Below are 22,773 nucleotides of genomic sequence, written 5' to 3'. Positions count from 1 at the left end.
TCTAATGCGGGTGCAAAAGTAGCACTTCTTTCCCCTTTTCCAAACTTTAAGCAACCTTTTTTTAATGTTTTTTTAACCTTTAATCCTAACTTGCTGATATAACCGTTTTTGAGTATGAAAGTTTTTTTAAGCATAATGGTGTTTTGCGACAATCCTGCCCCCTACAGGGAAGAAACAAAAAAAGTCCTTTACTCTTATATATAGGTATAGCAAAATAAGATTTGCTTTTGATATAACTCTTATATAGTAAACTCTCCATCCAGCCCTGATTGAGCCGGTATCCTCGAAGCGAAGCGGAGAGATATAGGCGAAAGCAGGAAAAAACTGTAAAATATAAAACACAAAAAATCCCGGATGAACCGGGATGATATAAAATAGATTACAACTAATCGAAACGGAGTGCTTTTACCGGCGATATCTTTGTAATAATATAAGAAGGGATTAGCAATAAAGCCAAACATACAATCACAGTACCTAAATTTATAAGCAATATTGCCGGTATGTGTATTGTTACAGGAGCTACATTTACATAATAATTTTCAGGAGGGAGTTTAATAACTCCAAAATATTTTTGGGTAAGCAGCAATCCTATACTTATAAGGTTACCCCAATACAAACCTTTTATAATAAGGTAACCCGCATTATACAAAAATATTTTTCGCACACTCCAGTTGGAAGCTCCTAATGCTTTAAGCATGCCTACCATTTGAGTACGCTCTAATATGAGAACCAGCAGCGCCACTACCATATTAATAGTAGACACGATTATCATAATTACAATTATTACAATAATGTTGGTGTCAAACAATTTCAGCCATTCAAAGATATTGATATATTTTTCTTCTATTGTTTGCGCTGTAAGCGTAGACGGTATCGCTTTATATATTTCCTCACCTTTTTCCTCAATTTGAGAAAAATCGTCTATAAAAACTTCAAAACTCCCTACCTGCCCGTCTTTCCATTTGTTTATGCGCTGTACATGACGGATGTCGCCTATTATAAATGTTGAATCGAATTCCTGAAATCCTGAATTGTAAATACCTACCAATTTAAACACCCTAAGGTTCGGCATCCCGTTACCACCTTCCTTCATAAAATAGGTGTTAAATTTATCGCCTACCTTAAGCTGAAGCCTGTCAGCAAGGTATTGCGAAAGCAATACTTCTGTATTGAGCGTGTTTTTTAGATCGGGTTTTCTGCCATCCACGATATACTCCTCCAAAATATCCCATTTGTACTCTTTCCCTACCCCTTTAAAAACCACTCCTTCAAAAGCATCTGCCGTACGGATGATACCTGCTTTTGCAGCTACCGCCTGGACATGATCAATTCCCTGGATATTTTTAAATTTTGGGTAGAAATCCTGATGAATAGATAATGGCGCAACACTAACTTCCGACTCGTTATCGTCAAAATTAGAGATAATAACATGTCCATTGAAAGCCGAAACCTTTTCGCGTATTTTATCCTGCAGGCCGAAACCTGTCGCAACAGCTACAATCATCATAATAACACCCACGGCTATCGCAATAATCGCAATTTTTATAATTGGGGCAGATATACTACTTTTATGGTTCTTTGCAGTAACCAGTCTGCGGGCTATGAAATATTCTAAATTCAACTGACTTATGGTATCTTATTCGTTGTTCAAAAATACATTTTTATTCTCATTTATACTGATGGCTGCATGCGGAAATTCCGTTTCAGACAAAAACACATCATCAGTTACCCAAAATTTCCAGACCACAACAACGATAAATGATACCTTAAAAATTGTAACACCGGTTGAATTCAATACAGGCGCCGAAAATTTTAAAAATTATGCTTCTCTGCTCAAAGGAAAAAAAACAGGAATCGTTACCAACCAGACCGGAACAGTAAAAACCGCGAATGGCAGGATATCTATAGTCGATTTCCTTTTATCAAAAAATATAGCCGTCAAAAAAATTTATGCGCCGGAACATGGTTTTCGAGGTACTGCCGATGCCGGCGAACTCGTAAAAGATGGAAAGGACACCCAAACAGGGCTTCCGGTAATTTCCCTGTATGGAAACAACAAAAAACCAAAACCAGAACAGCTTGAAGGTATCGATGTCATGGTTTTTGACCTGCAGGATGTAGGCGCCCGTTTTTACACCTATATATCTACACTACATTATATTATTGAGGCATGTGCCGAAAATAATATTCCGCTTATTGTATTCGACAGGCCTAACCCTAATGGTAGTATCGTTGACGGCCCCGTATTAGAGAAGGAAAACACAAGTTTTATAGGAATGCACGCGATACCTGTACTTCACGGAATGACAATAGGCGAATATGCAAAAATGATAGTTGGGGAAAAATGGACGAAAAGCGACAAGCCGTGTAACCTTAGCGTAATTCCTTGCTCAGGCTATAAACGCGATATGCCTTACAGTTTACCTGACAGGCCTTCGCCAAATCTACCAAACGACCAATCAATAAACCTGTACGCAAGCCTTTGCTTCTTTGAAGGCACAAATGTCAGCATGGGCCGTGGTACCGAAAAACAGTTCCAGATATACGGTTCGCCATATCTTTCTGAATCAAAGTTTAATTTCAGCTTTATTCCGAAACCAAACTTTGGCGCCAAAGATCCTTTGTACAATGGTAAAGAGTGTTATGGAGAAGATCTGTCTAAAGCAAAGCACGTAACAAGGCTTGAACTGAAATGGCTTTTAAAGGCGTATGCAGCCACCGCCGACAAATCTAAATTCTTCATCCCGTTTTTCACCAAACTAGCCGGGACAACAAAATTACAGCAGCAGATAGAAAGCGGCAAGACCGAAGAGCAGATCCGTCAAAGCTGGCAGGAAGGCCTTATTAAATTCAGGGAGACAAGGGAAAAATATTTTATTTATGAAGAGTAAGGACTAAAATTCTTAATGTTTATACAAAGTGTTTCCTCTTATGAATGCTGTTTTGTAATTTTCAGTTGTATTAATCAACAAATCAAAAGAGCCATGAATATTTCAGACAAAATTGACAATATAGTTGAGTACATCATCAACTTTATAGAAAAGATAAAAGGTTATGTAGACAGCATAATAGAATTCTTCAGCGATCTTAGAGACCGTATTGAAGGATTATTGGAATACATAGACGATAAACTTCACAGCATTACCGGCTTTGTAGAAGAATTAAAACAGCACAATGAAGAAGCTGCTGCTTAAAGATTTAAACCTTCCCCAGCGGAAGGTTTTTTGTTTCTTACACTTTTCACTGTTCTTACTAGTGCCCTGTTTACATAAAACAAGATAGCCAATACTATAAATACAGGAAGTGTTAAAAACAATATCTCTGAAACCTTGTCGCTAAAACTACTTACAATAACACTGCTGTTTATAAAAAACAGACCTATTGCTATCATTACCGACACGACTAATAGTCCTAAAAGTTTTCTGAATGTTTTCATAATCTAAATTACAGCTGCTGGCCAAACTGCAGCAAATAGCCATTGTTATCATAAATAGCAAACTCACGCATACCATAATCAAAGTTTTCAATATCATAGCAAACCTTGCACCTGTTCTTATACATCTCCCACAACCTATCAACACTATCAGTGGTAATATATAGGGAACCTGAAAAAACAGGCAAGTCAAAAGGTATATGCTCATTAGGATATGCAAGCATTATCTCAACACTATCTTTTTGCAACGATGCCCAACCGAGGGCTTCTTCAAAGGCAGCACATTCAAAACCCAGTATTTCTGAATAGAACGCTACTGATTCCTTAAGCTGCTTTGTATAAAGCGTTGGTTTTAGTATCGTAAATTTTGCCATACCATTTATTAAGGACAAAGCTAAACAATTTTCTTTTTCATTTCTTCCACAATATTGTAGGCGGCAGGGCAAATAGCTACATTTTGAAGCGTAAGATTACTTATCTGCTGAAATTTCTTTCTGTCGGTATGCGGGAATTCGCGGCACGCCTTGGGGCGCACATCATATATCATGCAGTAATTTTCATTATCCAGAAAAGTACAGGGCACGCTTTGTAGTACATAATCATTATCCTCATCAATACGCAGGTAACTGTCAATAAACTGCTGCGGCTTTTGGCGCATGTGTTTGGCAATTCGCTCTATATCGGCAAGGGTAAATAGCGGCCCGGTGGTTTTGCAGCAATTAGCACAGGTAAGGCAGTCGGTTTTCTTAAACTCTTTGTCATGCAGCTCCTGCATAATGTAGTCTAAATTTTTAGGCGCTTTCTTTTTAAGCTTATCAAAAAACTTTTTGTTTTCGTTATGCTTATCTTTGGCAAGCTTTGGGAGCTGTTTTAAAAAGTTATCCATCACTCAGGGCATTTATCAATCATCTGGCAAAAGTATAAAAAAATGAAAGACCTTTTCGGAAAAGCTATTTTAGACTATCAAACCGGCAATGCGCCCGAAAATCTTATAACCGAAACATCGATATCTGAAGAGGATGAAATGAGTGTTGCCTATCTTTTCAGGAGTTACAAAGAAATGCCAAAGATTGAAAAGATTGCGCTTGAGCTTGCTAAAGGCAGTGTGCTTGATATAGGCTGCGGTGCCGGAAGCCATTCACTTTATCTACAGGATGAAAAACAACTTAAGGTAACATCTATTGATATTTCTGCCAATGCGATAGAGGCATGCAGGCTTCAGGGAGTAAAAGATGCAAGGGTAATTGACATAATGGATCTGGAAAATGAAAAATATGACACCATTATGTTACTTATGAACGGCACCGGAATCTTTGAAAAGCTTTCTAAAATATCAGTTTACCTACAAAAACTAAAATCACTCTTAAATGAAGGCGGACAGATTCTCATAGATTCGTCTGACATCATTTACATGTTTGATGAAGATGAAGACGGTGGAAAATGGATACCGTCGGACGTTGAGTATTACGGAGAAGTAACTTTTACAGTATCTTATAAAAATGAAACAGAAGAAGCCTTTAATTGGCTGTACGTAGACTATAACACATTGCAAAATGCAGCTTACGCTAACGGGCTCAAGTGTGAACTGACAGCGGAAGGCAAACATTATGATTATTTGGCAAGAATGACACATTTATAAAAAGTAAAATTCCGGACAAGTCCAGAATTTTGCTTTTTATAACGTATAATGAAATTATTGCATGTATTTCATAACCATTCCCTGAAGACCCTGGCTCCATTCCTGCACAACCGGCATACTTGCCTGCGCTAAACCAGCCGACTTTTCTACGAACTTTTTACCAATCGGAGATTCGTAGTATTTAATCATTTGCTTAAGATCATCTGCAGTAAACTCTTTCAGGTAATATTCTTCCTGAAATTTAATAACCGGTGCAAGAGAAGCATCAAATTCTTTAGTGAATTCAGCTTGCTTTTCGGCAGGCACCATTGATAGCACCTGTTTTTTAGCCGCGTCTAATTGCCCGTTAATTCCTGAAATCTGTAAAAACTTTTTCACATCTGCTTTCATAGCGTCTGTAGCCTGAGCCATTCCTGCTTGCGCAACCAGCATAAAGATTGCCGCCAATATTACTTTTTTCATTTTGTAAAAATTTAAGTTGGTTTTTATTAAGGTATATTTAGATACTTGTGTGTTTGCAGCGATACCCTCCATTTAGGATTGTTCATCACATAATCTACAATAAGCGGAGTCATCTCCTCCTTTTTGCTCCATTCAGGCTGAAGGAAAAGTATGGCGTTGCCATTTACCTTAGCTGCCTGCTCTTCAGCAAAAACAAAATCGTGCTTATTATGGATAATCACTTTTAATTCGTGGGCATGGGCATACACTTCTTCCGTAGGCAGCTTCGTCTTCTTAGGCGAAAGGCAAATCCAGTCCCATGTCCCGGAAAGTGCATACGCTCCCGACGTTTCTATGTGTACCCTCAATCCGTGATCTTTAAGCCTTGCGGTAAGCGGACCCATATCCCAGGAAAGTGGCTCACCCCCTGTCACTACAATCGTTTTACAATATTTTGCAGCGTTTGCAGCAATAGTATAAATGTCTGTTGGTGGGTGAAGTGCAGCATTCCAGCTTTCTTTAACATCGCACCAGTGGCAGCCCACATCGCATCCGCCTACGCGGATAAAGTAAGCAGCAGTACCGGTATGGTAACCTTCTCCCTGAATGGTATAGAACTCTTCCATAAGCGGAAGCATCTCACCTTTTTCTACTTGTATTTGTATTTCCTTCTTCAGCATGATATTTCAAACAGGGTGCAAAGATAAGCATTAATCCCTTTATTTTAAGCAAATAAAAAACCGACAGCAAGCCGTCGGTTTTTATAAGTATTGAAGAAATATTATTTAAGAGCCTTAAGCTGACCTTTAACGAATTCATCATTAGGGTCAAGCGCAAGTGCTTTATTAAAGTAATCTAATGCTTTAGCTTTGTCAGTTACTGCATAATATGCACCTGCATTAGCATAAGCATCAAGTAGGTTTGCTTTTTGCTTGGTAACTTCAGCCGGACCGGCAGCCACTACGATAGCGATATATTTATCATAAGACTCAGCCATTGTTTTTAATGACTCAGGCGATTGTATGTACCTGTTCACTTTAGCCCTGTATAAATAAGCATCCTGTGCATTTGCATTAAGCTCTATAACTTTAGCAAGTGCTACATCTGCCTTTTTAAGATTTTCAACATTTGCTTTTTGAGCTTCAGGAGATTTGTTTACGTGATCGTAGTATACCGAATAAGCAAGGTAGAAACTATCAAGCATCATGTTTCTGTTATCAGGATTTGAAGTAGCTACTTCAAACACAACTGCTGCAGGACCATATAATTTTTGTTTAAACAATTTCTGACCAACAGTATTAAACTCATTAGTGATGCTTATGTCGGTTTCAGCTGCTTTTTTAATATTAGCGATAGCCTCGTCAAATGTAGCCTGGTTTTTAATTACAGTGTTACCTTTATCATCCTGCCCAACACTTGATGCAAGATCAGCAAGACCTAAGTAAAGGTAATCACGCGCAATGATACGCTTAGGATCTGCTTTAGAAATCCATTCTTTCATCGCTGCAGAACTTTCTGTAAATTTACCGTTCTCATAAAGTGAATAGGCAAGGTAACGTAGTATCCTTGGGTTCACTTTGTCCATTTGCTGCATTTTTAACGCTTCAGCTTCAAGTGCTTTGTAGTCCCCTGTCAGAAGAAGGAAGTCAGCATGCCTCATACGTGAGTTAAGCGAATAATCCGTAAGGCTCATATACTTTTCATAATATGTAAGCGCTTTAGCGTTGTATTCTGTTTTCTTCGCAGGCTCAGTAACACCCCAAATGTAGTATGTTTCAGCAAGCTCCCTGTAAACAGGACCGTAGTTTGCGTTAGCTGCAACGATACCGTCAAAAGCTTTTATTGCTTCAGGGAAGGCCGCTCTTGTATTTTTTGTAATAACCGCAAGCTGTAATTTAGCTCTTAATAGAGAACTGTCATACTGAAGCGCATTACGATAAGCAGAATATGCTTCATTTTGTTTTCTGTCTCCATAGTATGCATCCCCAAGGCTCAGGTAAGCCTGTGCAGATTTTGGATCTTTAGCGATTGCTTTATTTAAGAACTCTACAGCTTTTTTGTAATCAGGCTTATCAGAGAATATGTAAGCACGGCCAATATAAATAAGCTGGTCTACATCTCTTTTTCCTAATGATTTTTCAACTTCAGCAAATTTCGCCTGTGCAGCAGGTGCATTGCTATTGTTAAGGTCAACCTGTCCAAGTCCAATATTATTGAATTCAGGATTGTTTTTTACAGCCTTTCCTTTATTGAAATAAATTACAGCCGAATCCTGCTCTGTTTGTTTAAGATAAACATCACCTAATAGAAAATAATTCTTTCCTTCATCCGGTGAAGAAGTAATTAAGGATTTTAAAATTGTTTTTGCTTTTTGGTATTGCTCGGCATCAATTGCTTTCTTTGCTTCGTTTACATCCTGTGCAGATGCAACTCCAAAAAACAACAACGATAAACCGATAAATTTCAAGTCTTTCATTTGTATTATTTTATATTCAACTTTTTCAATTTTATTTTTATCTGTAACTACAAGTCACTTCGCACCTCAATTTCCCTTGTTGGGATCTCAACAGGCAGCAATCCTGACTTCAAAATAATGCGTTGCCCTTCAAATGCTCCTATGTAAGTTGCAAAACCTGTGCCCAATCCTTCCCTGCCGCTATAATTTAACACATACAGTTTCCTTGTTAAAGGGTACGAATTCGTAGCTATATTGCTTTGGAACGGCTTATAGTATTTCTTTGCGCCTTTATCAATTTTAACATTATCGACACCTAAAACCGTGATATCCGACACAATTTTTGCCAAAGATTCGGGACGTTGTGTAAGCCAGTTCACACCCACCACACCCACAGATCCGGGGTTTTTGTGAACATAACGGATTACTTCTTCGTTCGACTTAAGAGAATAGATATTTCCAGATGGAAGCTTCGCTACTCCTGCGTACTTCAAAAGATATTGGACACTGCTCGAATTAGGGTTGTCAAAAATAAGCTTTTGAATCTTATCAGAAGTACCTCCTTTGATAACCTTAACAATTTCATCAAGGTTTACAACCGAGTCTTTAGCCGACTTATTGGTTATAAATGCAATGGCATCTGTAGCAAATTGTGTTACGACAGGTGTAATCTTTCTTCTCCTGAAATTAGACTCTTCCTCATCTGTAAGCAATCTTGACATTACCACCACCCTTGCAGAATCCTTTATCATGGCATTTACCAATTCCGTCTCGTTCAGGTTAACCTGTGTAACATCAGCCCTTGTATATACGCTATGAAAAACTGCAAGCACATCTTCTATAATCGGCTGAACGGTATTATCAGCATAGAGCGTTGTTTTACCCGCAGTAGGTATATCGGCATTCACACCTTCTCCCGGTGCCTTATCTCCTTTGCAGGAGAATACTCCCGCAGTAAACACAACAAGTAGAACGAATAATCTATAGGTATATTTCATGGATCAGTTTAAAGTTTAGGTTATGATTACCTTTTATCTGTTTTGCCAAAGTCGTATAAACCTGAAGAAAGAGTACGCGATAAGCAACACACCCATAGCCAGGCGGCCATTGTATGTAATTGACAACGGAATCTCTTTCCAGAATATTAAAGTTAATCCTAATGCCAAATAAAGCAGAAAGAACACCAGACCTAAAACAAACAGAAATCGCTGTATGGGCGATTTCTGTGTTTGTTCTTGAGATTGTCTTTTTGAAAGCATCTCTTATTCCTTATGATTTAATGTTAATCGTGATAGGAAGGTTAAAAGAAGTCCTTACCGGTTTACCGTTCTGGATACCAGGGTTCCACTTAATCTTAAGAGATTTAAGTACACGCTCTGCTTCTTTACCTAATCCGTAACCAGGATCCCTAAGAACTTTGATAGCTGTTAACGAACCATCTTTCTCTACAACGAAAGAAACATAGATTCTTGCCTGCATATCACGGTCAACTTCAGGAATTCTAAAGTTTTTAAGGATATAGTTGTTGAATGCTCCTAAACCACCCGGAAAGTCAGGCTGAACCTGAAGACCTGCTGTAGTATATACTGTATTATCAGGAGCTTCTACACCTTTATCAAGGTCACCGGAAGGCTTACCAATGTTGATATCACCTGTAGGGCTTGCCTCTGCATTTCTTGAACTTGGATCAGCTTCTTTAAACTGCTCAGTTTTAGGAGGATCTTCCGGAACCTCTTCTTTCTTAGCAGCTACAAGCGGCTTAAGCTTTACCTCTTCAACAATAGACTTAGGGGCCTGTTGCTGCTCTACCGGTGGTGGAGGCGGAGGCAATACTTCTTCTACTTTAGGCGGCTCAGGAATATCAACAACCTCGATAACCTTATCTACGTTGTCATCCTCTTTTGATGCCATATCACCAAGCTTGTCTGCAATCATAGGAGTCGCTACAAGAAAGATGAAAAGCAAAGCACCAATGATAAGCGCCCTTACTGTAGTCTTAGGGTTTTCTGTACGAAGCTGGTAAGCACCATACTGTTTGTTTCGGCCTTCAAAGACCAAATCAACCCAAGATTTATTAAAAATATTCAGTTTTGACATAATTATAGTTTTTTATGTAACCGCCTCAGATTAGTATAAACCTGATTTAGTTAACAGGTCAAGTTCTCCCGGAGTAATATCGCCTATAGCATAAAGCTGTGGGTGAGTGATCGCCATTTCATCAAGCATGTCAACAAGGTTTTTGTAACTTGCCTTATCACTTGCTTTAATGTTCACGATAAGTCCGTCTCCTTCTTTACCGCCATCTCTTTTAGCAATTGCCTTACCTATTTCAATTTCTTTAAGAAGATCTTTTCGGATACCATCCTTACCAAACACTGCTTTAGTCGGAGCTTCAACCGGAGTTTCAAACTTACCTCTGTACCACATTATCTGATTTTTATCCCCTATAAGAACTGTTAAAAGCCTTTCCTCAGGAATTTTAGTGCCCGGATCTACGGGATCATCTGTTTTATCCGGCATTGCAAGCGGCATAGACTGCGGCTTAGAAAGCGTAGTGGTAAGCATGAAGAACGTAATAAGAAGGAAAGCCAAATCCACCATCGCTGTTAAGTCAACTCCGGGATTCGATTTCTTGGCTCTTACCTTGCCGCCTTTCTTGCCGCCACCGTCGCCGGTATTTAATTCTGCCATTTTATATCGTGTTTATAAAATTAAAAGTTTTCGTCTCTCAAACCGGTCACTAAGAAGAACCTGTTTTTCTTTTGATCCTGAAGGATGTCAATTACTCTCTTTACAGTAGGATAATCTTCTTTTGCATCACCTTTAATGGCGATATCAAGATCTTTAAACTTATCTATTGTAATTTCCTGAGTAGCCAGTTTACCTTCAAGAAGTTCTTTTTCAGCTTCCCTTGCATACTTAACCCAGTCACCTAACTGGTTATTGATCGAGTCATAAGGAATACCTTTTTGAAGTCCAGCCTCGTTTCTTTTAGCAGCATCTAGTTTAAGAAGCCCTTTAAGCTGATTAATTGGCACTCCAAATCCTTCCATAGTAGAAAAAGTTTTATACTCTTCTGCTGTAAAAGGAACATTATACTGAGCAGAGATACGTTTAAGTGTACCCTCCCTTAGATTAGCCGGCATGGTAAAGAACACTTCTTTATCACCTACTGTAATAGTAGCAACACCCTCTTCCGGAAGCTTATCAAGTACCGTTGAAGCAGGAGTATCTACCGGTTTAGGCTCAGGCTGCTTTGCAGTAGCTGTCATAATAAAGAATGACAACAAAAGGAATGCCACGTCGCACATCGCGGTCATGTCTATCCTTGTGCTCTTCTTTGATATTTTAACTTTAGCCATTATTGATTTTTATTAGCTATAGAGAAAATGGAAGCACATCATAATGTGCTTTCCCATCCCTATATATATTGTTATACTTCTACTATTGATTATGCCTGATTAGCACGAGATCTGAATCTTCTGTACGTTTGTACGATTGTAAATCCAGCCTCATCAATAGAGTAAGTAAGTTTGTCAATTTTAGACGTGAACACGTTGTATGCGATAATTGAAAGTGCAGAAGTACCAATACCAGTAGCAGTGTTGATAAGTGCCTCAGAGATACCGTTTGCAAGCTGAGATGAATCCGGAGTAGAACCTGCACCAAGAGCAGAGAACGCCTTGATCATACCTGTTACCGTTCCAAGAAGTCCCATAAGTGTACCTACAGATACAAGAGTAGAGATAACTACAAGGTTTTTCTCAAGCATTGGCATTTCTAATGAAGTAGCCTGCTCGATTTCCTGCTGGATAGCAGCTTCAGCTCTTTCGCTGTCAAAACCTTCTTTTTTAACTTCTTCGTATTTAAGAAGACCTGCTTTTACAACGTTAGCAACAGTTCCCTGTTGTTTGTCGCACTCAGCCATAGCCTCGTTGATGTTACCTGCACTGATTTGAGACTGTACTTTTCTTAAGAAAGACTCAACATTTCCTTTACCAGACGCTTTGCTGATAACGAAGAAACGCTCAAATGAAAACACAATAGACATTAATAATAACCCCATAAGTACCGGTACAACATACCCTCCTTTGTAAACCATTGCAAGGTAGTTACCTGGTAGTGGGTGTCCTTCAGGATTACCATCCTGGAAATTTGAAGGTGCTCCCATTATGAATTTCCACACAAGGATACCTACAATGATACATACAACCATCGCTAAGCCAGCGAATATGTTAGATCCTGATCCTTCTTCCTTTTTCTCAACCTTCTGAATAGATGCGTTTGCCATTTTTTTTAAAAATTTAGTTTTCTGATTTTTTAATAATAGTTTCTTATTGTTAAAATTTTCTTTATATAAGATTGGCAAATTTATACCATTAAGCCATAAAAAAAAATAAATTGGTTTTTTTTATCAATTCTTAACAATAATTTATTGCAAAAATAAACCTGCCGAAACATTTAGTTTAAACACAAACCATATAAATTTTCGATTTTACCCATTCAAAAACTATCATTATTTATTAAATAATTGAAATTAAGATGTATTCAGTACAAATAACATAAATCAAAACGATTTATTGTGCAGGCATGGCAAATTATTCCATTCTCTGCTTTTAAAGATTTTTTTTAGAAAATATTCACTAAAACGATAGAGTCATTGCGCTAAGTTCAGCCTTTGAAAACGTTTTAGAACCTTCAAAAGGTCACAAATACTATAACTCCTATATCTTTACATTTAAATATACGGTTTTTCACTAAAAAATGACTTACCTAATCACATTATATAAAAAATGCCGGATAGTAATTCCGGCATTTTCATTTGTATAATACTATATTTTTTCTATGCTTCCAGAAACGCTAAAATCTTTTCATCAACTTCATTGCTGTCCCATTTATTTTCGATCCCGTCAATTTTCATCACTTCATCCATAATTTCTTTCTGGCGGTCGCCAATAGCTAATGCCTCCGCATAAGGCCTGAAACTGAATGTAACCCTACTATATAATGGGAGCCATTTATCAGGATATTTTTCCGAGAAACGTTTTTCAATCTTCTTTTGCAGCAGGAATTTTGCATCGGCCGTTTTAGATCGCATCTCCATAAAGTTACGATACGACAATTCAGCTATTGCATCAGCATTCGGTTTACGGCTTTCCTGGTATTTTTTAAATATGGTTTTCCAGTCGTCGCCATACTCTTTCATAAGCTGGCTAAGTATTGTTATATCTTCAAAACCTGCATTCATACCATGCCCGTAAAACGGAACTATCGCATGGGCAGCATCTCCTATAAGTGCTACTCTATCTTCATACGTCCAAGGATAACACTTCATGGTAACAAGGGTACTTGTTGGGTTCTTAAAGAAATCCTCAACAAGGTTTGGTATAACTTCTATTGTAGAAGGAAAATGCTTAGCAAAGAATGCTTCAAGTGTTTCCTTGTCTTTTAGTGATTCGAAAGAATTTTCGCCTTCAAAAGGCATAAACAATGTACAGGTAAAACTTCCGTCGAGATTAGGCATCGCTATCAGCATAAAATCATGACGTGGCCATATATGGAACGAGTTTTTATCAAGCTTGTGTGTACCATCAGGATTTGCAGGAATATTAAGCTCCTTATATCCTGTATTTAAAAACTCCTGGGAATAATTAAACATATTTTGGCGCTGCATTCTGTGTCTTATCCTTGAAAACGCGCCATCTGATCCAAAAACCATATCGTACTTAAGATCTTCCCAAGGCCCCTTTTCAGTTTCACCAATGTGCAGTGTAGCATCCGCCATGTTCACGTCCCAAATCCTGCTTTCAAAAAAGAATTCGGCACCTTCAGCTTCTGCAAGTGTAACCATCTGCCTGTTAAGCACGCCCCTGGAAATAGAGTAGATACACTCTCCTTCATTTCCGTAGTTTTGATAACTAAGCGGCTGCCCTACAAGATGTATCGCTCTTTTATCTAAAGGAATTGCAATTTTTCGTATCTCATCACCAAGACCTATATCATCAAGCGCGCGCCAGCCACGATTTGACATAGCAAGGTTGATGGATCTTCCTGAAAATTGAATTTTTCTGATATCGGGACTACGGTCGTAAACATGAACTGCATGACCTGCCCTTTTAAGGTATATTGCTAAAAGAGACCCAACCAAGCCGGCGCCTACAATTGCAACTTTTAATGGAGTTTGCATTGCAAATTATTCTATAACAACACAAATGTAATTAATTAAATTTCAGCTAAAGCTGTTTTTAATCATTTATTTAGAGCATAAATTTTATTAAGAAAAATTTGGCTATTAAAGGATTCTTAATTAATTAACAGCTCTTACCGTAAAGAAGTAATTTTATCTCACTAACTAATTAAAAATTTAGAGCCATGAGAGATTTAGTATCATTAATTATCGTAATCCTTATCATAGGATGGCTGGTAGGATATTTTGGATTTGGACAAGCCGTAGGTAGCCTTATCCACATACTACTGGTATTAGCAATTATCGGAATACTATACAGACTTGCAGTAGGCAGACGCCCATAAGCAGTCTAGTATCACCAAACAATCAAAAAAGCAAAACCCTCCTGAAATATGGCGGGTTTTGCTTTTTTTACGCCAATTATTCAACGGTAATATAAAAATCATTAATCGGCTCGCAATTGTGCTTTACTCTATTTTTGAATTTAGTTTTTGCTTACATTTGATATTGCCTTAACACAGGCAACATATAACACACTATACTAATGAGTTTTGAATATATAGAAATAGAGAGGGTTGAAAAACTCACAAAAAAGGAGTTTATAGAAAACTACTATAAACCGCAAAAACCGGTCGTAATAACCAATCAGATAGAAGACTGGCCTGCATTTACAAAATGGAACCTGGATTTTATACGCGAAGTTGCCGGCGACAAAATGGTCCCGCTTTATGACAGCCGAAAAACAGATTACACAAAAAAAGTAAATGAACCCGACTTTACGATGACAATGAATGAATACATTGACATTTTAAAAAAAGGTCCAACAGACCTACGCATCTTTTTATACAACCTTATGAAAGACGCTCCGTCTATGAAAGATGACATGAAATGGCCCGACCTTGGTTTACGCCTACTGAAGAGCCTGCCGCTTGTGTTTTTTGGCGGCCAGGATGCTAAAGTGTTTATGCATTATGATATTGATTTTCCTAATATCTTCCATTTTCATTTTGACGGAAGAAAACAATGCGTCCTTGTAGACCCAAAGGAAACAAAATACATGTACCGCCTGCCCTACTCATGGATTTGCAATGAAGATATAGACTTTGACAATCCGGATTTCGAAAAGTTTCCGGCACTACAACACGTAAAACCATATATAACAGAACTTAAACATGGAGAGATGCTTTATATGCCCGAAGGATGGTGGCATTATATGAAGTACCTCACACCCGGTTTTTCTTTAAGCCTGCGCTCTTTGGCAGGACGGCCTTCTAACCTGCTTAAAGGCCTTACAAACGTTGCTTTTAACAGGTATTATGACAACTGGATGCGCAAGCGCAAAGGCCAGGAATGGCTGGATTATAAAGACAAGGAAGCCATACGCAGGACAAATGCTACAATTGGCATCAAATAAAACTACAAAGAGCCCGAAAGTAAATTTCGGGCTCTTTGTAGTTTATCAAAATCGTATTACTGCACTCAGGCCGGCCTGTTCCCCATTATAAAATGGCGCAACCATTCCTATGACCTTTTTGTCGGTATCATCTTTTGGGCTGAAAAGATGTTTCTGAATAAACGGATGAAGCCAATAGGCAAGTTTGCTGCTCAGTATCCCTATTCCGGCTCCTGCCGCAATATCGGTCAGCCAGTGCCTGTCATTATAGATCCGTAAAAAGCCTGTTCCTGTAGCAACGGCAAAACCGGCAACACCATACCAAGGCGAAACATCTTTATATTCCTGCCATAAAATTTCTGCACCGGCAAAAGCGGTAGCTGTATGTCCCGATGGAAAAGAATTATTTGTTGAGCCGTCAGGGCGCTCTACTTTCCCGGCAGACTTAAGCCCCATCACTGCACCTACCATTATAAGGTGCGATGTAGCCACTATTATGGTAAGGTCTTTATAGCCGTGTTTCCCCTTGACCCCTGCAAGATTTAGTGCATACACAGAAACTACAGGAGCATAACGCGTATAGTCATCAACCGTAGTGCCTGTAGCCAGGCGTGAACTCAACCTTGAGCGTACAGAATGATTGACATCTTTTACACCGTCACTAACAAGGCCTAAAGAACCATAGCCTATTAATACTGTAGGTATAATAAGCTGCTTATAAATACTGGATTTTTTGTTTAGCTGGCTTTGGCTTACGAGGGTGTCTTTACCAATAAAAATTTTGTCCTGAGCGTTTGCTGTCACAAAAGTAAGTGTCGACAGCAGTAAGATGATTTTTCTCTTCATTAACTATCCTTCCCATTTTTTCAAAGTATTATAACGAAGCAATGCATAAAAAATTATACGTTACATATTTTCATTACCAAAAAGTTAAAAAATTTAACATTTAAAATTAATTAGCTGAATTCGAAAATAATGCACACCCACTTATTCCTACAAAATATGTGAGAAAAAATGTCTTATTCCTGAATTTCAGTTAAATAATAACAGTGATGCATAACGTTGTTAGATTTAGTCATTTGTTAAAATTAAGATAATATCATGAATTACTTATCGCTAATTTAGCTTTTTAAGAACCTAAATTTTAACAAAAAACCCAAATTATTAACGCTTTATCAATTCTTTATGAAAAGAAAATTATCTGAATGGCCGGAAGCATTGCTTTTGGCCACGAGAAGTTTTGTGCCCATACATTACCTGATACTGGCAGTGGTCTTTATGATCACAGCTAATAGTTCAGCACAATGTACAGCAGCACCAACTGTTGCTGGTGCCAGTAACATTACTACGACATCTGCACGGATTAACTGGAATGCGGTGCCAGACACAACATCACCTACCTATACCTTAGAAGTGTACACTGACTCAGGTATGACGGCATCTTTTGGCACTTACACGGCGGTTACAGCAACAAACTTTCCGCTTACAGCACTGATCCCCGGAACCACTTATTACTATAGAGTAAAAGTAGACAATACTACCTGTGGCGATTTCTCTGCAAGCAATAGTTTTACAGCGCAGGCAGGTTACACTCCGCTTGACACTACAGGGTACAATGCAGATGTAATTGCAAATGGCGTAGGCCTTGCCTCTACTTCTACAAACAACTCGGTAGACAGCAGCACTTCAAATTATGCATATTTATGTATTGATTACAAACCAACTTCTGGAGGAGCAACATTGACTTATGGCCTACCTGTTAGCAGAAGCCTTAACAGCCCAAACGTAACCGGGCTGAAGTATATTCTTCAGGATTATGCATTAAACAACTCATTAAGGCTTAATGCCCAAAATGATTTTGGTGTACTAACACTATCTCAGCCGCAAATGCTCAGCAATCTTTATCTGGCTGTAGCATCCGGAAATACAGACTCTGAAATTTCGGTAGAAGTACAGTTTGCAGACAACACTTCGCAAATATTTACAGGAATTGTAGTTACAAACTGGGACGGCACAGCACCTACTGCATCGCCAGCCATAATAAACAATATAGGCAGGGTTTCAAGAACCGGAACTACACAAACAGCATCTACAGGTGCTTTTAAATTATTCCAGATAAGCATGGCTCTTGACCCTGTTAATCATACTAAGATTGTAAATGCTATTAAAATAACAAAAACAGTAGCAGGAGCAGATGCAAAAATACCTAACATCTTTGCGGTTTCGGGAAAAGTGACCCCTGCATGCCCTATCGTTGCTTCGGCTACGGCAGCAGCAACAACTTACACATCGGCTACATTCAACTGGACGTTAGGTACAGTAGGTACAAGCGGAAGCAGCGCAACATATACACTAGAGGTATATACTGATGCAGGTTATACTACATCCGTTGCAGGCTCTCCATTTACAGGACTTACTGCAACGTCTCAGTTAGTAACCGGCCTTACGCTTGATACCGCTTATTATTACAGAGTTAAGGCTAATAACGGAACTTGTGATTCTGATTACGTAACAGGAACGTACACGCATGCATACTGCAGCGCTACGAACACCACAAATTCAAACAACATCACAAACTTTACAACGACGGGGGGCTATGCTAACATAACCAATAGCACAACTACTACTTCATATAACAATTATACCGCACAGGCTGTATCTAAGCCAGCAGGCACTACGTTTAGTTATAACGGAACAAAGAGTGCGACCGGAACAAAGATCAACATATATGTTGACTGGAACAAAGACCTTGATTTTGATGACACCGGCGAAACAATTGCGACCATAGGAACAGGCGCAACAACATACAACGGAACGATTACCATTCCTGCCGGTACAGCACTTGGAAATTACCGATTAAGGCTGCGCTCAAGCACAGCAACTACAATTACGCCATGCGGCCTGCTTACAAACGGAGATACAGAAGATTACACAATCTCTGTTGTTGCACCTCCTGCAGACTGTCCAACTCCCGGAGTAGCCGGAATGCAGTTATCCGGAATTACAGCTTCCAATGTAACAATAACAGTTACAGCACCTACTACAGCTCCAAGCGGTTATCTATTAGTCAGAAGCACATCAAACACCTTATCATCTCAACCTGCCACAGGAGCAACTTATGTAGTAGGTGCCGAACTTGGAGGTGGTGTGATTGCGGCTGTAGGGCCTACATTAACCACTCTAAACGACTTTGTAGGTTCAAACACACGATATTTCTATTTTCTTTACACATATAACGAAAATGGATCAGCCTGTTTTGGCCCTAAATTCAGTAGTGCAGTAAGTGCAGAAGCTATTACCTGCGCAAAAGCAGCTGTAGCAGCTACCGCCAGTAATATTACAGCTAACACAGCAAGACTTAACTGGTCATCTATCGCAGGAACAGGAGGAACAACTCCTAATTATACAGTAGAATTATATTCTGATGCTGCATTAACTTCACTTGTTGGTTCATACACCACATCTAACTCATATTATGATGTTGCAAATTTAGGGTACGGAGCAACATATTATTACAGAGTCAAAGGTTCAACATCTATCGCTTCATGTTTTAATGATGCGTGGTCTGCTACTATAAACTTCGTTGCGTTAAACAGCTATACACCACTATCAGTAACAGGATTTAATGCCGACGTTATTGCTAACGGAACAGGTATTGCAAAAATATCAACCACAAATGCCGTCGATGCCGTAAACAACAGCTACATTGCTAAAGACTATGAAAGGATAAGCGGAACAGTGACCTCTGTAGGCCTTGACGTAAACAGAACTCTCTCTAATACTACTCCTGCGGTAAGATTCCTTTTAGCAGATTACGGTTTCAATAATGCATTACGATTACCTGCTGAACTTCAGTCCGGCACCCTAACTTTAACACAGCAATTTAAAGTAAGTGATTTATATCTTGCTGTTACTTCAGGCAGTGGACCTTCTAATGTCTCTGCACAGGTAAACTTTCTGGATGGTACATCACAGTCAACATCGGCTCCAACTCATTTAGCAATACCTGACTGGTTCGGCTCAGGATCACAGCTTGTTACAAATATTGGACGCGTAAACAGGACAGATAACACAGGAACGCCTGAAACAGGAGCTGCAAAAGTTTTCTATACATCAATCGCAATATTACCTGAGAATCAAAGTAAAACAGTAACATCTATCCTGTTAACGAAAACTTCAACAGGATTAACAGAGCCTGTGCCAAATATATTTGCAGTATCGGCCAAGTTAATTGACGAATGTCCGTCTGTTGCAACAGCCGCAGCCGGTATACCTACGCCAACTACCGAGACAGTAAACTGGACAGCAGGAACAGGTACAGCTGCTACTTCTTATACAGTGGAAGTATATACAAATGCCAACTTTACTTCTCCAATTGCAGGTTCTCCTTTTACAGGAATTACTGCGTTAAACTATAACCTTACCGCTTTAACACCTGCAACACAATATTACTTCAGAGTTAAAGCTATAAACGCGTCATGTGCGTCTGCTTACGTAACAGGTACTTTTACAACACCATGCCAGGCACCGGCCGCACCAACAGCTGCCGCACAAACAATATGTGGACCGGCAACAGTTGCTAATCTTGCAGCAACAGGTGTAACAGGAGCAACATTTAGCTGGTATACACTAGCAACAGGAGGTACTGCATTAGTTGCTACTGCCACAGTTGAAACAGGAACTTATTACGTTTCTCAAACAACAAACGCATGCGAAAGCTCAAGGACAACAGTACAGGTTACCGTAAATACAGTTTTAGCACCAACAGCTGCTGCACAGACATTCTGTCCAAACACGCCCGCATCGCATCTTACTGCCACAGGAGTTACAGGTGCAACATTTACATGGTATGCAACGCAGGGAGGAGCTCCACTTACAGGGACGGAAATACTTGCAACAGAAACTTATTATGTAACCCAAACATCAAACGGATGTACAAGCCCGGCTACAGTTGTAGGAGTAACCGTTGCGACAGTTAACGCGCCAACTTCGGCTGGACAAACCGTTTGTTCAGGCACAACGATCTCTCAGCTTTCTGTAACAGGATCCACGGGGGCAACATTTACATGGTCTTCCACTCAGGGAGGAGCAGCTCTTGCAGGAACAACAACTCTTGCAACAGGCACTTATTATGTAACACAAACGGTGGGTTCATGCACGAGTACAGCAACAACTGTCGCTGTGACTGTTACCACAACTCCTGCTCCTACCGCTACGTCTCAAACTTTTTGTGCAGGCACTCCTGTATCTCAGCTCGTAGCTACAGGTGGAACAGGTGCAACATTTAGCTGGTATACAACACAGGGAGGTCCGGTTCTTGCGCCTACCACAGTTCTTGCATCGGGAACTTATTATGTTACACAAACGCTAAACGGATGCCCAAGTACAGCAGTACCGGTAACAGTAACTATAAATACTACATCAGCTCCTACTGCCGCTGCTACACAGGCATTTTGTGCAGGTGCGACCGTATCGCAGCTTGCAGCGACGGGTACTAACCTCGTATGGTCTGCCACTCAGGGAGGTACTGCACTTTCTTCAACCGCTACTCTTGCTACAGGAACATACTATGTAACACAAACGGCAAATGGCTGTATTAGTACGGCTACTACTGTAGCAGTAACCATCAATACTGTTAATGCTCCAGAGGCTTCTTCACAGCCATTCTGCGTAGCTGCCACAGCATCTCAGCTTACTGCAACAGGAGCCGCAGGTGCCACATTTACATGGTATGCAGCGCAAGGCGGAAATCCGTTAACCGGAAATACATCGCTTTCGACAGGAACATATTATGTAACACAAACCGTAGGTTCTTGTACCAGTACCGCTACAGCTGTATCGGTTACCATAAATGTTACACCGGTTCCAACAGCATCTGCACAAACATTTTGCGTGGGCGCTACGGTATCTCAATTATCTGCAACCGGGTCAGGATTAAAATGGTATGCTTCGCAGGCGGGCGTAGCAGTTCTTCCGGAGACAGAAGTACTTTCAACAGGTACTTATTTTGTTACCCAGACACTAAGCGACTGCGAAAGCGGCCCAGTTCCTGTTTCTGTAACCATAAATACAACTCCAGCTCCTACTGCATCGGCACAAACATTCTGCGCGGGTTCAACAGCTTCAGAATTGTTAGCTAACGGAACAGACCTAACATGGTATGCTTCGCAGGGAGGATCTGCTCTTACCGGGACTGAAACTCTTGCTACAGGAACATATTTTGTAACTCAAACACTTAATGGGTGTCCAAGTATAGCAACAGAAATTGCTGTTACCGTAAATACAACACCGGCTCCGGCAGCATCGGCACAAACATTTTGTAATGGAGCTACCGCTTCAGAACTTTCTGCAACAGGAACCGACCTTGCATGGTATGCATCTGAAAACGGGAACGTGCTTACAGGAAACGAACTTCTTGTTACGGGAACATACTTTGTGACACAAACACTAAACGGATGTCCAAGCGCAGCGACAGAAGTCAATGTTGTTATAAACACAGCTGAAGCACCTACAGCAACAGAGCAGACTTTCTGCGAAGGGGCGACAGCATCAGAACTTACAGCACAGGGCACAAGCCTTACATGGTACGCTGTTGAAGCTGGTAACGAACTAACCGGAAACGAACTTCTTGTTACGGGTACATATTACGTTACACAAACAGTTGGCGATTGTACAAGTATCGCCGCGACAGTAAACGTACTTGTAAACGCAATACCAGATGCTCCAACAGGAGAAGCTACTCAGGAGTTTACTGAAGGTTCTACAGTAACCGATCTTGAAGTTAATAGTGTTGATGGCGCAATGGCAAACTGGTTTGTAAAAAATGATGCCGACGAATATATAGCAGTATCAAATGATACTGCACTTGAAGATGGCACTACATATTATGTTAGTCAGACCGTAGGGACATGTACAAGTGACTATTTAGCTGTTACAGTAAGCGTAACCGCAGGAAGAACGTCTTTTGATATGAATAGCTTAAAAGTTTATCCTAACCCTACAAGAGATATTATCACTATTGCAAACAACGACAATATCACAAATGTAAAAGTGATTACTCTTTTAGGACAAACGGTTATAGACCAAAATACAAATACCCAAAATGTACAGATAGATCTATCTGACCTTGCCGCAGGAAACTATATCCTTGAGGTAAAAGGATATGGCGGATCTGCTAATCTTAAAGTTGTTAAATTCTAAGATTTATAATTTTAGTAAAACAAAC

Annotated in this window: 20 protein-coding genes; 6 read left to right on the top strand and 14 right to left on the bottom strand. The window is 39.6% G+C overall.

What is annotated here, in order from left to right:
• Positions 1–385 precede the first annotated feature (385 nt).
• Positions 386–1,621: an ABC transporter permease gene (locus R1T16_RS12070; protein WP_317501362.1), complete on the bottom strand. Its 1,236-nt coding sequence runs from the start codon at positions 1,619–1,621 to the stop codon at positions 386–388.
• 7 nt (positions 1,622–1,628) lie between these two features.
• On the opposite strand from R1T16_RS12070, the gene R1T16_RS12065 reads away from it, so the two are divergent.
• Both R1T16_RS12065 and R1T16_RS12060 read left to right on the top strand, forming a co-directional pair.
• Positions 1,629–2,891, top strand: coding sequence for a DUF1343 domain-containing protein (locus tag R1T16_RS12065; RefSeq protein WP_317501361.1), 1,263 nt, complete (start codon positions 1,629–1,631; stop codon positions 2,889–2,891).
• Positions 2,892–2,984: 93 nt separating this feature from the next.
• Positions 2,985–3,194 (top strand): hypothetical protein, encoded by a 210-nt coding sequence (locus tag R1T16_RS12060; RefSeq protein ID WP_317501360.1) that lies wholly within the window; start codon positions 2,985–2,987, stop codon positions 3,192–3,194.
• Here the strand turns inward: R1T16_RS12060 and R1T16_RS12055 are convergent.
• From R1T16_RS12055 to R1T16_RS12045, 3 genes are read right to left on the bottom strand one after another with little or no spacing between them, the layout of a single operon-like run.
• A complete protein-coding gene (locus R1T16_RS12055; protein ID WP_317501359.1) occupies positions 3,191–3,436 on the bottom strand; it encodes a hypothetical protein in 246 nt (81 codons plus the stop codon). The two genes, R1T16_RS12060 and R1T16_RS12055, sit on opposite strands and share 4 nt — an antisense overlap.
• An 8-nt stretch (positions 3,437–3,444) precedes the next feature.
• Positions 3,445–3,807, bottom strand: coding sequence for a VOC family protein (locus tag R1T16_RS12050; protein WP_317501358.1), 363 nt, complete (start codon positions 3,805–3,807; stop codon positions 3,445–3,447).
• Between the two features lie 20 nt (positions 3,808–3,827).
• The gene (locus R1T16_RS12045; RefSeq protein ID WP_317501357.1) at positions 3,828–4,319 is read right to left on the bottom strand and encodes a YkgJ family cysteine cluster protein; all 492 of its coding nucleotides are present in this window, start codon (positions 4,317–4,319) and stop codon (positions 3,828–3,830) included.
• A gap of 42 nt (positions 4,320–4,361) precedes the next feature.
• Between R1T16_RS12045 and R1T16_RS12040 the strand changes: the two genes are divergently transcribed.
• The gene (locus R1T16_RS12040) at positions 4,362–5,072 is read left to right on the top strand and encodes an SAM-dependent methyltransferase (protein WP_317501356.1); all 711 of its coding nucleotides are present in this window, start codon (positions 4,362–4,364) and stop codon (positions 5,070–5,072) included.
• Between the two features lie 54 nt (positions 5,073–5,126).
• Here R1T16_RS12040 and R1T16_RS12035 read toward each other — a convergent pair whose 3' ends face one another.
• From R1T16_RS12035 to R1T16_RS11995, 9 genes are all read right to left on the bottom strand, one after another.
• Complete coding sequence (locus R1T16_RS12035) at positions 5,127–5,534, bottom strand: DUF2059 domain-containing protein (RefSeq protein ID WP_317501355.1); 408 nt, start codon at positions 5,532–5,534, stop codon at positions 5,127–5,129.
• Between the two features lie 26 nt (positions 5,535–5,560).
• The gene (locus R1T16_RS12030; protein ID WP_317501354.1) at positions 5,561–6,193 is read right to left on the bottom strand and encodes a 7-carboxy-7-deazaguanine synthase QueE; all 633 of its coding nucleotides are present in this window, start codon (positions 6,191–6,193) and stop codon (positions 5,561–5,563) included.
• Between the two features lie 101 nt (positions 6,194–6,294).
• Entirely contained in the window at positions 6,295–7,989 is a 1,695-nt protein-coding gene (locus R1T16_RS12025) for a tetratricopeptide repeat protein (protein WP_317501353.1), read from the bottom strand.
• Positions 7,990–8,036: 47 nt separating this feature from the next.
• Positions 8,037–8,966: a substrate-binding domain-containing protein gene (locus R1T16_RS12020; RefSeq protein WP_317501352.1), complete on the bottom strand. Its 930-nt coding sequence runs from the start codon at positions 8,964–8,966 to the stop codon at positions 8,037–8,039.
• Positions 8,967–9,237: 271 nt separating this feature from the next.
• Complete coding sequence (locus tag R1T16_RS12015) at positions 9,238–10,065, bottom strand: energy transducer TonB (RefSeq protein ID WP_317501351.1); 828 nt, start codon at positions 10,063–10,065, stop codon at positions 9,238–9,240.
• 30 nt (positions 10,066–10,095) lie between these two features.
• Positions 10,096–10,659 carry a biopolymer transporter ExbD gene (locus tag R1T16_RS12010; protein WP_317501350.1) on the bottom strand — a complete coding sequence of 188 codons (564 nt, stop codon included), beginning with the start codon at positions 10,657–10,659 and terminating at the stop codon, positions 10,096–10,098.
• A 20-nt stretch (positions 10,660–10,679) separates the two neighbouring features.
• Entirely contained in the window at positions 10,680–11,330 is a 651-nt protein-coding gene (locus R1T16_RS12005) for an ExbD/TolR family protein (RefSeq protein WP_317501349.1), read from the bottom strand.
• A gap of 89 nt (positions 11,331–11,419) precedes the next feature.
• Positions 11,420–12,259, bottom strand: a complete 840-nt coding sequence (locus tag R1T16_RS12000) for a MotA/TolQ/ExbB proton channel family protein (protein ID WP_317501348.1) — start codon at positions 12,257–12,259, stop codon at positions 11,420–11,422.
• 552 nt (positions 12,260–12,811) lie between these two features.
• Entirely contained in the window at positions 12,812–14,155 is a 1,344-nt protein-coding gene (locus tag R1T16_RS11995) for an NAD(P)/FAD-dependent oxidoreductase (protein WP_317501347.1), read from the bottom strand.
• A gap of 185 nt (positions 14,156–14,340) precedes the next feature.
• Here R1T16_RS11995 and R1T16_RS11990 point away from each other — a divergent pair, with 185 nt between their 5' ends.
• A complete protein-coding gene (locus R1T16_RS11990; RefSeq protein ID WP_317501346.1) occupies positions 14,341–14,499 on the top strand; it encodes a lmo0937 family membrane protein in 159 nt (52 codons plus the stop codon).
• A gap of 200 nt (positions 14,500–14,699) precedes the next feature.
• Complete coding sequence (locus R1T16_RS11985; protein WP_317501345.1) at positions 14,700–15,569, top strand: cupin-like domain-containing protein; 870 nt, start codon at positions 14,700–14,702, stop codon at positions 15,567–15,569.
• Positions 15,570–15,614: 45 nt separating this feature from the next.
• On the opposite strand, the gene R1T16_RS11980 is transcribed toward R1T16_RS11985, so the two are convergent.
• Positions 15,615–16,394, bottom strand: a complete 780-nt coding sequence (locus tag R1T16_RS11980; protein WP_317501344.1) for a phosphatase PAP2 family protein — start codon at positions 16,392–16,394, stop codon at positions 15,615–15,617.
• 339 nt (positions 16,395–16,733) lie between these two features.
• Between R1T16_RS11980 and R1T16_RS11975 the strand changes: the two genes are divergently transcribed.
• The gene (locus tag R1T16_RS11975) at positions 16,734–22,748 is read left to right on the top strand and encodes a GEVED domain-containing protein (RefSeq protein ID WP_317501343.1); all 6,015 of its coding nucleotides are present in this window, start codon (positions 16,734–16,736) and stop codon (positions 22,746–22,748) included.
• The last annotated feature ends 25 nt before the right edge of the window (positions 22,749–22,773 follow it).

This window comes from Flavobacterium sp. DG1-102-2, from assembly GCF_033042555.1.
Taxonomy (GTDB): Bacteria; Bacteroidota; Bacteroidia; order Flavobacteriales; family Flavobacteriaceae; genus Flavobacterium.
This window is presented reverse-complemented; position numbering and strand designations above follow the sequence as displayed.

What these genes read in the sequence shown, in the direction of transcription:
- R1T16_RS12010 (WP_317501350.1), bottom strand. Translation starts at nt 10,659, where the DNA reads ATGGCAGAATTAAATACCGGCGACGGTGGCGGCAAGAAAGGCGGCAAG.
- R1T16_RS12030 (WP_317501354.1), bottom strand. Translation starts at nt 6,193, where the DNA reads ATGCTGAAGAAGGAAATACAAATACAAGTAGAAAAAGGTGAGATGCTT.
- R1T16_RS11975 (WP_317501343.1), top strand. Translation starts at nt 16,734, where the DNA reads ATGAAAAGAAAATTATCTGAATGGCCGGAAGCATTGCTTTTGGCCACG.
- R1T16_RS12005 (WP_317501349.1), bottom strand. Translation starts at nt 11,330, where the DNA reads ATGGCTAAAGTTAAAATATCAAAGAAGAGCACAAGGATAGACATGACC.
- R1T16_RS12015 (WP_317501351.1), bottom strand. Translation starts at nt 10,065, where the DNA reads ATGTCAAAACTGAATATTTTTAATAAATCTTGGGTTGATTTGGTCTTT.
- R1T16_RS12055 (WP_317501359.1), bottom strand. Translation starts at nt 3,436, where the DNA reads ATGAAAACATTCAGAAAACTTTTAGGACTATTAGTCGTGTCGGTAATG.
- R1T16_RS12020 (WP_317501352.1), bottom strand. Translation starts at nt 8,966, where the DNA reads ATGAAATATACCTATAGATTATTCGTTCTACTTGTTGTGTTTACTGCG.
- R1T16_RS12045 (WP_317501357.1), bottom strand. Translation starts at nt 4,319, where the DNA reads ATGGATAACTTTTTAAAACAGCTCCCAAAGCTTGCCAAAGATAAGCAT.
- R1T16_RS12065 (WP_317501361.1), top strand. Translation starts at nt 1,629, where the DNA reads ATGGTATCTTATTCGTTGTTCAAAAATACATTTTTATTCTCATTTATA.
- R1T16_RS11980 (WP_317501344.1), bottom strand. Translation starts at nt 16,394, where the DNA reads ATGAAGAGAAAAATCATCTTACTGCTGTCGACACTTACTTTTGTGACA.
- R1T16_RS12000 (WP_317501348.1), bottom strand. Translation starts at nt 12,259, where the DNA reads ATGGCAAACGCATCTATTCAGAAGGTTGAGAAAAAGGAAGAAGGATCA.
- R1T16_RS12040 (WP_317501356.1), top strand. Translation starts at nt 4,362, where the DNA reads ATGAAAGACCTTTTCGGAAAAGCTATTTTAGACTATCAAACCGGCAAT.
- R1T16_RS11995 (WP_317501347.1), bottom strand. Translation starts at nt 14,155, where the DNA reads ATGCAAACTCCATTAAAAGTTGCAATTGTAGGCGCCGGCTTGGTTGGG.
- R1T16_RS11990 (WP_317501346.1), top strand. Translation starts at nt 14,341, where the DNA reads ATGAGAGATTTAGTATCATTAATTATCGTAATCCTTATCATAGGATGG.
- R1T16_RS11985 (WP_317501345.1), top strand. Translation starts at nt 14,700, where the DNA reads ATGAGTTTTGAATATATAGAAATAGAGAGGGTTGAAAAACTCACAAAA.
- R1T16_RS12025 (WP_317501353.1), bottom strand. Translation starts at nt 7,989, where the DNA reads ATGAAAGACTTGAAATTTATCGGTTTATCGTTGTTGTTTTTTGGAGTT.
- R1T16_RS12060 (WP_317501360.1), top strand. Translation starts at nt 2,985, where the DNA reads ATGAATATTTCAGACAAAATTGACAATATAGTTGAGTACATCATCAAC.
- R1T16_RS12050 (WP_317501358.1), bottom strand. Translation starts at nt 3,807, where the DNA reads ATGGCAAAATTTACGATACTAAAACCAACGCTTTATACAAAGCAGCTT.
- R1T16_RS12035 (WP_317501355.1), bottom strand. Translation starts at nt 5,534, where the DNA reads ATGAAAAAAGTAATATTGGCGGCAATCTTTATGCTGGTTGCGCAAGCA.